Source organism: Promicromonospora umidemergens, from assembly GCF_024171995.1.
Classification (GTDB): domain Bacteria; phylum Actinomycetota; class Actinomycetes; order Actinomycetales; family Cellulomonadaceae; genus Promicromonospora; species Promicromonospora umidemergens.
In genome coordinates this window covers 159,689-170,100 of the sequence record NZ_JAMTCT010000016.1, presented here as the reverse complement: position 1 = coordinate 170,100, position 10,412 = coordinate 159,689, and the positions used below count along the sequence as shown (strand labels likewise).

Genomic DNA, 10,412 nt, shown 5'->3' with positions numbered 1-10,412 from the left:
GGTGTCTTCCTTGGCACTCATCAACGAGTCCACGGCCTGCGAGATCGTCCCCTCGACATCCAACCGGGACATCGACGACGCCGCGTTGTCGATCGAGCGGGCAACCTCCTGATACTCCTGCCCACCAGAGAGCACCAGCACCGGATCGCCCGGCGTCGGGTCGGAGTCCAACCCCACAGGGGACCAATCAGAAGGTCTCACCGAACTGCCTCCACACCGACTCGTCGATTCACCAGATGAAGCCCTGACCAGTGAATATATCGACGACAGGTCGGCCTGGACATGGGTTCAACTCCCCATGCGCCGCTCCGGCGCCCAGAGTCACAGCACGCGGAGCCCTGCCTCCGCCGCCTGGCGGCGGAGCTCACCGACCGCCGCGCAGGAGAACGGCACCTGGGAGTCGTCGTCGAGCACGAGCCAGTGCCTGCGTGACGCGAGTGCGCGCGGCTCTCCGCTGATCACCGCGAGCGCCGTCGCCTCGATGCCGCCGATGCGCACGCTGCCGCCGTCGTGCAGCTCGAGCCGGGTCTTGCCTGGTGCAACGGAGGTCGGTCCAGCAGGAGGTACGTCGTCGGGCAGCACGTGAACCGCGAGACCAGGGCCGCCTGATCGGGCGGCCCAATCCCTGACCAGGAAGGAGCCATAGATCAGGACCGCAGGGACCGCGATGATCCCCACACCGGCCACCACCTCGGTGGTGGTGATACCGGACCGGGCCCGGACCGCGAGCACGAGGATGCCCGCGAAGGCCACCGGCAGCATGCGGAGCACGTGTCGGCGCCAGCCCGCACCGGTCCCAGCACGTGGCTCGTCCTGCCCGCGCAGCACCCGCCAGCCGGTCCAGCGGCGCACGTCGTCGTTCTCGAGCGCGACCAGAGCCATTCCGTCGCCGAACCGCCACCAGGCCCGGGCGGTAGCGAACAGCCCGGTCAGGAACAGGGGCACCGCGGCGGGGACGAGCACGGCGGTGCCCGCGAGGTCGTCCTGGTCGAGGGCGATCACGACCAGGAGCACCCCCACGGCGAGGACCACGGGATAGAAGCACGCCCGGAGGAAGTCGAGGAACCCGTCGACGCCACCGTGGGAACGGAATCCGAAGGTGTTGACGAGCTCGGAGCGCTCACGGGTGCGGTAGACGCTCTGGTTCTCGGGGTCGGTGCCCCACTCCGACGACGTGCCTCGGTCGGGCAGTGCCAGGACGTCGGGTCGGCGGACGGCTCGCGACCAGGCGTGGCGGAGCCTGCGCGCCCGCGCCCAGTCGCGCCGGTACCAGAACCACCAGGCCAGGGTGCCCAGCACCAGCACTGCGCCGACGACGAGCGCCGCGATGTCTGCTTCTTCCCCCGTGCCACCGTCCCCGAGCAGCAGGGAGACCGGTGGCGCCGCCATGCTCAGGCCGACGGACGTCAGCAGCAGCATCCCCAGCCCGGCCACGAGCCGCCATGCGCTGGAGTCCTTCTTCTCGGCCCGTCCCAGGTTCACCGCCGCCAGGTCGTGCCAGTCACCGAACGTCGCAGGGAGCGGGACCTCGTCGGGAAACGGGGGCAACGGCCGTCGCGTTCTCCTCGCCATCGATCAAGCCTCCGACGACGGGGCGCTCGCCCCGTTCGTCGGCCGACCGGCGGCAGGCAGGGGGGTGATCGTCGCGGGACCCGCGATCCTGGCCAGCAGCATGCCGAGCGTGTTGCGCTGAGCGGGATCGAGCGACCACCCGGCGAGCACGAGGCTCGGTCCGCCGTTCGGTGGAACCGCCACGACCGTCGCGAGCCCCACCGTGCGCGTCGTCGGCTCGGTGTCCTCCGCTGCTCCAGGAACCTCGATCGGCATCTCGTACTCGGTGGTCATGCCGATAGCGGGGCCGATACCGGTCTCGAAGAGCTCGGTGTACGCATCGTTCGGCTCGAACCCCATCTTGGCGGGGAGAACGTGCCGCAGGACCTCTTGGGTCGAGAGCGGCCCGTCGAACTGCTTGATCTCGGTCACGGTCCCGATGACGTCCCAGAAGACCTCCGTGCCCGTCGCTGTGGGGCCCTGGTACTCGGCCCCCTGGTACACGAACCCGTGGATGACGAGGTTCTGCCGGCGCGAGATGTCGTGCCACGCCTCGATGCCGCCGCGCAGCAGCTCGATGTCCTGGGCCGCTACCTCGACGCCCACGTCGTCGAAGGCGGCCCGGATGACACCGAGCGACTCCTCGACCGAGACGGACCCGGACAGGTCGACCCAGTCATCGGGGACGCGGGTGCTCAGCGTCCAGCGCGTCGGGTTGTCGGCCTCCGCCGAGGTCAGGACCGTCACCGGGCCTCCTGGTTCTCGAGAGTGTTGGCAAGCAGCGCGCCGTCGCCGTCCCGCTCGACGCTCCACCCCATGTTCATGACACCCAGCGGGTTGGTCACGATCCAGGTGGCTTGGTCGATGGTGACGTCCAGCGCGCGCCAGCCTAGCTCGGCCGTCGTCGCGATCGTCCCGCCCCTTGCCGCCATGCTGAAGAAGCCGGGGAAGGCGGCGACCGCGGACGTCCCCACCCGCGACATCGGGTTCATGAACTGCCCGAACGTCGGTGCGACGCGACCGGCTGCTGTCGCGGCGGAGGCCACGCCGCGGAACGTGGCGAAGACCGCTCCCGCACCCAGCGCGGTACCGATGGCCCCGACGATGACGCCCGGGGTCAGTCCCGCCGACCAGCTGCCGCCCTGACCCGCCGCCGAGAGGAAGCCCGCCAGGGTGCTCGCCGCACCCAGGCCGACGCTGAGGCCAGCCAGGAAGGGCGACCACGGACCGGGGATCAGCGAGGCGAAGCCCGCGATCATGCTTCCGATGGACAGGATGTTGGAGAGCGAGTTCAGCAGCCCCGCGTGCTCGGCCGCCCACTCGAGGATGATGTCGCCGATCGCGGCGAACCCGTCCTTGATCGCGTCGACCTGGTCACCGGCCCAGTCCACGGCCTTGTCCCACCAGGACGGGTCGTCGGGAGCCAGGGCAGCGGCCGTCTCGAACGCGCTGAGCAGAGCCTGCGCGGCGGTGGCGTAGCTACCGACGAGCACCTCGATCTCGGACCAGATGCCGTCGACGACGCCCTGCGCGGACGACATGTTCTCGGCGGTCTGCTGACGGCTGCGCTGATCGGCCTGGTACTCGTCCTGCTCGGCCTCCGTGGCATCGTCCCCGGGACGTGTCGGGTCCTCGGCGCCGTAGTAGCTCGACCGCGCGGCCTCCAGCTCGGCCTTGGCCACGCCCAGCCGGTGGTTCAGGCCGTCGGCGTCGGTACGGAAGTGGCTCAGCTTGCCCGCCCAGGTCGCGAGGGCGGTCGCCGCTTGCTCGAAGGCCTTCTCGACCTCGCTCACCTTGGGCGCGAAGTCGTCGCTCATCGTGGAACGGAAGGCCATCGCGACCGAGCCGGCCCACTCGCCCTCGTTGATGTTGCTGAGCAGGAAGTGGATCCGCCGGATGGTCTCGTGCCCGGCCGTCAGGTCGTCGGACATCCCGCCGACCACCTCGTGCTCACCCGGCGTCGGGTCGTACCCGATGTGCTCGTAGTGAGCCATCACTTGCCCCCGAGCGCGGCGGCGAGGCTCGCGTCGATCTTCGCGAACTCGGTCCGGATGATCTCGAGCTGCTTCTTCGCGTTCTCGGCGCCCTCGCACATCTTGTCGATGCTGTGGTCCCACTTGTTCTTGAAGTGGTCCACCTTCTCGACGAGCTCGGGTTCGCCGACGGCGCTCGTGTCAGCGGCCCTCAGATCGTCGAGCGGCTCGTAGAGCCGGTTCTTGACCTCGCCCAGATCGTTCTCGACCTGAGCAAGGAACTCGTCGTCCATGACGAGATCGCCCATGCGCATCCACCCGTTCGTCAGTGCCGCCCGTACCGTGCAGAACCCTCCCACCCCCTCGCCTGCCGGACAACGGGTAGCAGTACCCATGACCGGCGGCCCCACTACTGTGGGCGAGTGACGGTCCTTGCCGAGCTACGTGCGCTGCTGCGCCTGCCTGGGTTCCGCAAGCTGTTCGCGGTCCGCCTGGTCTCCCAGGCCGGCGACGGCATGTTCCAGGTCGGTCTCGCCAACCTGTTGTTCTTCAGCCCGGAGTCACAGGGATCAGCCGCGGCGATCGCCGGCGCGTTCGCCATCATGCTCGCGCCGTTCACGATCGTCGGCCCGTTCGCGGGCGTCTTCCTGGACCGGTGGCAGCGACGCCAGGTGCTGGTGTTCGGCAATGCGGTGCGCGTGCTGATCACCGGCACGATGGCGGTGCTCATGCTCACGCAGGGCGTCACTCCCGCGATCTACGTGCTGGGGCTCGCCGCCCTGAGCGTCAACCGATTCCTCCTCGCGGGCCTCTCGGCGGGCCTGCCGCGCGTGGTCCAGGGCGACCTGCTGCTCACGGCCAACGCGCTCACGCCGACGCTCGGTGCGGGCGCGGCGTTCCTCGGTGGTGGCCTGAGCTTCGTGCTCGGCTTCGCGATGCCGGCCGGCCGCATCCAGGACGCGACGGCCCTGACCTGCGCCTGCGTCGTCATGGGCTGCGCCTCGCTGCTCGGGCTGCGGATGTCCCGCACGCTGCTGGGCCCGGTGCGGCCCGCCGTCGGCTCGGTGCGGAACGAGATGGCGGCGGTAGCCCGCGGCCTGGCCGACGGCGCCAGCTACCTGGCCGCGCGCCGCACCCCCGGCCAGGCGCTGCTGGTGATGGCGCTGCACCGCTTCCTGTACGGGGTGGTGTTCATCGCGTCGATCCTGATGTCGCGCAACCTCCTGGTCGAACCGGGCGACCGCACGGCCGGCCTCGCCACCTTCGCCACGGTGATCGGCGCGACCGGCGTGGGCGGCGGGCTGGCTATCCTGCTCACCGCCGTGCTGGCACGGCGGATGGCACCGCAGTCCTGGATCGCCGTGATGCTGCTGGTGGCCGGGTTGTCGCAGCTGATCCTCGTGCCCGAGCCCGGCCCTGTCGCCGTGGTCGCTGCCGCCGCCCTGCTCGGCCTCGCCGCGCAGGGCGCGAAGATCGCCGTCGACACGATCGTGCAGCGCGACTCCGAGGACGCCTACCGCGGCCGCGCGTTCGCCTTCTACGACGTCCTCTACAACGCGGCGTTCGTGGGCGCCGCCGCCCTCGCGGCCTTCCTCGTGCCCGACGCCGGATGGTCCCCTGGACTCTTCGTCGCCCTGTCCATGGGGTACCTCGCGGCGGCGATCCTGTTCGGCCTGCGCGGCACTCGCACGACCTCGCTCGCTCGGCAACCGCTGGACGGGTGAATTTATGGATGAGGTCCGGTCTCCAGCGCCGATCGTGACTGTTTTGCCTGCCGAACGGTGCAAGGATTGACGTACTTACCTACACAGGGACTGGAGGCATCCGTTCATGTCCGACGCACCCGCCGTCACCCCGACGCCCACCTGGGGTGAGGTGTTCCCCTGGTTCCGCGAGGTCATGGCCGAAGACGACGCCTGGTACGTCGGTCAGGTCGACAGCAAGACCGACACCGGCACCGCCCGCCTCGCCGAGGCCGCGGTGACCCGGCTCAAGTCGTTGCCCGTCGGTCGGCTCTTTCCCGCAGTGCGGCGGGTCGAGCGCCTCGACGAGCTCGGCTGGCCCAAGCACCGGCTCCTCAACGCTCTGCACCGCGGCGGCTGCTTCACCGGGGACGACCTGTCCTACATGGTGATCGCCGAGATGCTGTCGTGGGAGTCGGTCGGCCCGATCATCGTGAAGCAGATTCTCGAGGTCGTCGCGCTCGAGGAGATCCGGGTCAGCTCCGCGAGGTAGGTAGGACTGCTGGGTCAGCTGCCGGCCCGGCGTGGGCCGGACTGGCGTGGGCCGGCCTGCGTGGACCGGCCTGGCGTGGGCCGGCCTATCGGGCTGCCGCCAGCCGGCGACCGGCGACCACGGCGTACGGCACGGCCGCCAGCGTGATCAGCCCCTGCACGATCTGGACCGCCCCGTACGCCCCGCCGACGGCAGCCAGCGCCTCGCTGCCCGCCACGATCCCGAGTATTCCGACCACGGCGGCGAGCAACGCGCCGATCCGCCGCGCGCCGAGCGCGGCCCAACCGCACAGGGCCGCCGCCGCGACGACGAGCAGGCTCAGCACCATGGTCAGCAGCAGCGCCCAGATCAATCCGGGCGGCGGCCCACCGTAGGGCAGGATCGCGACCAGCTGCAGCAGCACGTTTGTCCACAGGGTGTGGATAATCGCTCCGGCCAGGGCTACCACCAGGCCGGCACGGCGCGCCGTCGTCGGGTTCCGCAGGAGCCGGGCGAGCAGCACACCCGCCAGGGCCACCAGCAGCACGAGGATCCCGGCAAGGGAACCGAGGATCTGCTCGGGCGAGGCGCCCTTCGTCAGCTGCACCCCCGCCGTGCCGAGCTGGAACAGCAGGTGCAGGCCGACCACGACCACCGCACCGGTGAGGACGCGTCTGCCCCGGACTGCCGCGGATCCGACCGCGAGCAGGACGGTGCCGGCCATCGCCGCGTTCTCGATCACGAAGATCGCGTTGTCCACGGTGAAGCCGAGGTCTAGCTCGGTCCCGGGGATCAGCAAGCGCAGCGGAACGGACATCCACATGGCGATCGCGAGAACGAGGACGCTGAGCGTGGCGGGCCGACGACCGGCGTCGGGCAGGGTGTGCATGCCGATACTCTCCCAGAGGCCACCAGAACCGTGGGGTCGAGGCGCGCTGTGGATAACTTTTCGGACCGGGCGTCCGGGCGTGGAACGATAGGGGTCGTGCCTCCCTCGCCCCCGACCCCTCGGATCAACGCGGCTGCCATCAAGTCGCTCGTCGGCAGCGGCGCCTACCTGCGCGGCCGCAACTACCAACAGGAGCGCCGGGTCCTGTCCTGGGACTGGCTACCCGACGAGCTGGAGCTCGTCGGCCTGGTCAAGGGCAGCGGCCGCAGCACGTACACGTGCAGCATGGACTTCACGATCGGTGCGGTGGGGCAGTACATCATCGGCAGCACCGAGTGCAGCTGCCCGGTCGGGTACGAGTGCAAGCACATCGCCGCCACGCTGATCGAGGCGGGGACGCAGGGTCTCGCCGCCATGGTCACCACGGCCTCTGCGCTGAAGCGCGCGCCGCAGGTCCCCGCGTGGAAGGCGGCAGTGCAGCAGATCGTGACCGTCGAGGCCAGGGCCTCTGGCGCCGCGGCCACGACTGAGCTTGCCCTGCAGTTCCGAGTCGACGGCACGGCCGCCAAGCGCAACCTGTCGCTGTCAGTACGGCCCGTGCGGCGCAACGAGCGGGGCAACTGGGTGGGCGGCATCGAGGTGTCGTGGAACTACCTGCGCAACGGGTTCGTGCGGGGCATCGACCCGGAGGTCCGGGAGTGGTTCAGCACCCTCGACGCCCTACGCAGACCGAGCCCCTTCGGCTATGGGTATGTCAGCTCCGGCGACTGGATCGGTCTGGACGAGGTGCTCTCGCGCCCGTTCTGGCGTCATCTCGACGACGGCACGGATCTCGGCATCAGCCTCGTCGGCAAGTCCAAGAAGGAGTCGGTCAGACTGGCCGGGGAGGCGGCGGTGGCGCTGAACCTCTCCCTGCCCGACGGCGGCGCGCGGCTCGTGCGGACCGTCGCCTTCGACGGGGCGGTCACCAACACGCCGACTGTGGGAGCGCTGGGCAACCACGGCCTCTTCGCTGTCGAGGAGACGGCAAAGCACCGCACCATCACCCTGGCCCCGACAACGGCGCCGCTCACCGACCAGGAGCATGCGGCCCTGCAGGTGTCCGACCTTGCCGTTCCGGCGGACGGCGTGGACGAGTTCCTGCACGACTACCTTCCTCAGCTGCGCCGCAGCGTGCGTGTACGCGCCGAGGATGACGTCGACCTCCCCGAGCTGCCGCATCCCGAACTGGTGGCGTCGGTGGACGTGGTCACGCCGCAGGAGATCAGCGTTGCGTGGCGGTGGGCGTATCCGCCGTCGGACAAGGTGTATCCGCTGACCACGGACCTGGAGCCGGGTTCTGACCTGCGCGACCTCGCGGCGGAGGCCGCAACCTTGGGCCGCGCCGTCGCCGCGGTGCGCGAGATGCCGGGATTCGACCACTTCCAGGTGGTGTCCGAGGTGTTCCGAGACCTGCGCGCGATGGATTTCGCCACCCTCGTGGTCCCGCTGCTGCACGAGCTGCCGGACGTCCGGGTGGAGCACACCGAGCTGCCCGACTACACCGGCCTCGAAGCCACGCCCGTGGTCAGCCTGCGCGCGGACGACAGCACCGACCTGGACTGGTTCGACCTGGGCGTCATGGTCACGGTCAACGGGCGCGAGATCCCGTTCGGGCCGCTGTTCGACGCCCTCGCCCGGGGCAAGAAGCGGTTCATGCTGACCGACGGCACCTGGCTCCGCACCGATCTGCCAGTGTTCGCGCAGCTGCGCGCCCTGATCGACGAGGCCCAGCGATTGTCGGACCAGCCGGGCAAGCTGCGGATCAGCCGGTTCAACGCCGGTCTGTGGGCGGAGCTGGAGCAGGTCGCCGACGTCGTCGAGCAGTCCGACAGGTGGCGGCGATCGGTGAGCGACCTGGTCGCGCTGACCGCTGACGGCGTCGACGGGCCGGAGGCGGTGGCGCCGCCGGTGGGGCTGAAGGCCGAGCTACGGCCGTACCAGCAGCACGGCTTCGAGTGGCTCACCTTCCTGTGGCGGCACGGGCTGGGCGGCATCCTGGCCGACGACATGGGACTCGGCAAGACGGTCCAGACCCTTGCCTTCGTCGCGCAGGCCAAGCAGGAGATGTCCGATCCTCTCCGCGAAGCTGCGCAGCGAAATGAGGACGCGTCGCGGGGTGAGGCCGGCGGAGCACCGTTCCTCGTGGTCGCGCCTGCGTCCGTGGTGAGCAACTGGGCCGCTGAGGCGGCCAGGTTCACGCCGGATCTCAAGGTCACCGTGCTGCCGACGACTGCGGCGAAGGCGCGGACCACCGTCACGGCAGTGGCGGCAGAGGCGGACATCGTCGTGACCTCGTACGCGATCTTCCGGCTCGACTTCGACGCGTTCGCCGACGTCGGGTGGAGCGGCCTGATCCTGGACGAGGCGCAGTTCGCGAAGAACCACCAGACGCGCGCCAACGAGTCGGCCCGCCGCCTGAAGGCGCCGTTCAAGCTGGCGATCACGGGCACACCCATGGAGAACAACCTCATGGAGCTGTGGGCGATGCTCGCGATCGTGGCCCCGGGGCTGTACGGGTCCCCGACCAAGTTCCGCGAGGACTACGTCAAGCCGGTCTCGGGCGAGGGCGACTCGACACCGCTGCTGGCCCGGCTCCGCCGTCGGATCCGGCCGTTGCTGCTGCGCCGCACGAAGGAACAGGTGGCGCCCGAGCTGCCCGAGCGGCAGGAGCAGGTGCTTCGCGTGACCCTGGACGCGAAGCACCGCCGGATCTACGACACACATCTCCAGCGGGAACGGTCGCGGCTGCTTGGCCTGCTCGAAAGCTTCGACGAGAACCGGGTGGCGGTCTTCCGCGCGCTGACCACCCTGCGCCGCATGGCGCTGGACGCCTCCCTGGTGGACCCGTCGTACGACGGGGTGCCGTCGGCGAAGCTGAGCCTGCTCTCCGAGCAGCTCGCCGAGGTCGCCGCGGAGGGGCATCGCGCGCTGGTGTTCTCTCAGTTCACGTCGTTCCTGGCGAAGGCTGCGGAAGTTTGCCGCGAGCTGGGGATTCCCTATGAGTACCTCGATGGGTCCACGCGTCGACGAGCCGAGGTCATCGCGCGGTTCAAGGACGGGACCGCTCCGGTGTTCCTGATCAGCCTGAAGGCCGGCGGGTTCGGGCTCAACCTGACCGAGGCCGCCTACGTCTATCTGCTCGACCCGTGGTGGAACCCGGCGACGGAGGCCCAGGCGATCGACCGGACGCACCGGATCGGGCAGACGCGGAACGTGAACGTGTTCCGGATGGTCTCGGAGAACACCATCGAGGACAAGGTGATGGCTCTCAAGGAGCGCAAGGCGCGGTTGTTCGACGCTGTGCTGAGCGATGACGCGGGGGCATTCGCGGGCTCGCTGGGGGCGGAGGAGATCCGGGGTTTGCTGGAGGGTTAGTCGTTGGTCGAGGTCTGCTGCTCGTCAAGCTCGGCCAGCAGCCGCTTCGGCGCAACCTGCCGATACGCGTCCTCGATGATGGCGGCGATCTCGTCCCAGTCGACGTCGACGTCGAGCCGCACGCCCAACCAACCGCGCACCCCGACGTACGGTGGGCGGTAGAAGCGGTCCGGCTCCTTCTCGATCGCTTCTTCCTGGGCGCCGGGTGCGGCCGCGCACCAGATCGCGAGGGGGCCGCCGTGCGTGTGATCGGCGAAGTTCACGAAGGTCTTCTTCACGAACCACGTGGGCGAGCCGTGGCTCAGCTTCTCGGTCACCTCGGGTAGCGCGAGGCAGAGCTCGCGGATGCGGTCGAGCGGCTCGGTCAC

9 protein-coding genes are annotated in these 10,412 nt (G+C 69.8%); 3 read left to right on the top strand and 6 right to left on the bottom strand.

Annotated elements, in window-relative coordinates; all coding sequences use genetic code 11:
- Positions 1–321 precede the first annotated feature (321 nt).
- Genes APR04_RS21935 through APR04_RS21920 form a run of 4 tightly spaced genes read right to left on the bottom strand, consistent with a single transcriptional unit; the run spans position 322 to position 3,832 of the window.
- A complete protein-coding gene (locus tag APR04_RS21935; RefSeq protein WP_253874270.1) occupies positions 322–1,548 on the bottom strand; it encodes a hypothetical protein in 1,227 nt (408 codons plus the stop codon).
- A 27-nt stretch (positions 1,549–1,575) separates the two neighbouring features.
- Positions 1,576–2,298, bottom strand: a complete 723-nt coding sequence (locus APR04_RS21930) for a hypothetical protein (protein WP_253874268.1) — start codon at positions 2,296–2,298, stop codon at positions 1,576–1,578.
- The gene (locus APR04_RS21925; protein WP_253874266.1) at positions 2,295–3,545 is read right to left on the bottom strand and encodes a hypothetical protein; all 1,251 of its coding nucleotides are present in this window, start codon (positions 3,543–3,545) and stop codon (positions 2,295–2,297) included. Before APR04_RS21925 ends, APR04_RS21930 begins: the two co-directional genes overlap by 4 nt.
- Entirely contained in the window at positions 3,545–3,832 is a 288-nt protein-coding gene (locus tag APR04_RS21920; protein WP_253874264.1) for a hypothetical protein, read from the bottom strand. Before APR04_RS21920 ends, APR04_RS21925 begins: the two co-directional genes overlap by 1 nt.
- Before the next feature lie 114 nt (positions 3,833–3,946).
- Here APR04_RS21920 and APR04_RS21915 point away from each other — a divergent pair, with 114 nt between their 5' ends.
- Complete coding sequence (locus APR04_RS21915) at positions 3,947–5,248, top strand: MFS transporter (RefSeq protein WP_253874262.1); 1,302 nt, start codon at positions 3,947–3,949, stop codon at positions 5,246–5,248.
- Positions 5,249–5,354: 106 nt separating this feature from the next.
- Positions 5,355–5,759 (top strand): hypothetical protein, encoded by a 405-nt coding sequence (locus APR04_RS21910; protein ID WP_253874260.1) that lies wholly within the window; start codon positions 5,355–5,357, stop codon positions 5,757–5,759.
- An 85-nt stretch (positions 5,760–5,844) separates the two neighbouring features.
- On the opposite strand, the gene APR04_RS21905 is transcribed toward APR04_RS21910, so the two are convergent.
- Positions 5,845–6,627, bottom strand: coding sequence for a hypothetical protein (locus APR04_RS21905; RefSeq protein ID WP_253874258.1), 783 nt, complete (start codon positions 6,625–6,627; stop codon positions 5,845–5,847).
- 96 nt (positions 6,628–6,723) lie between these two features.
- Here APR04_RS21905 and APR04_RS21900 point away from each other — a divergent pair, with 96 nt between their 5' ends.
- A complete protein-coding gene (locus APR04_RS21900; protein WP_253874256.1) occupies positions 6,724–10,044 on the top strand; it encodes a DEAD/DEAH box helicase in 3,321 nt (1,106 codons plus the stop codon).
- On the opposite strand, the gene APR04_RS21895 is transcribed toward APR04_RS21900, so the two are convergent.
- Positions 10,041–10,412 carry an MmcQ/YjbR family DNA-binding protein gene (locus APR04_RS21895; protein WP_253874254.1) on the bottom strand — a complete coding sequence of 124 codons (372 nt, stop codon included), beginning with the start codon at positions 10,410–10,412 and terminating at the stop codon, positions 10,041–10,043. The two genes, APR04_RS21900 and APR04_RS21895, sit on opposite strands and share 4 nt — an antisense overlap.

Bases quoted from the DNA above. Each gene is read 5' to 3' on its own strand.
- APR04_RS21905 (WP_253874258.1), bottom strand. From the start codon at position 6,627: ATGCACACCCTGCCCGACGCCGGTCGTCGGCCCGCCACGCTCAGCGTC.
- APR04_RS21925 (WP_253874266.1), bottom strand. From the start codon at position 3,545: ATGGCTCACTACGAGCACATCGGGTACGACCCGACGCCGGGTGAGCAC.
- APR04_RS21910 (WP_253874260.1), top strand. From the start codon at position 5,355: ATGTCCGACGCACCCGCCGTCACCCCGACGCCCACCTGGGGTGAGGTG.
- APR04_RS21920 (WP_253874264.1), bottom strand. From the start codon at position 3,832: ATGGGCGATCTCGTCATGGACGACGAGTTCCTTGCTCAGGTCGAGAAC.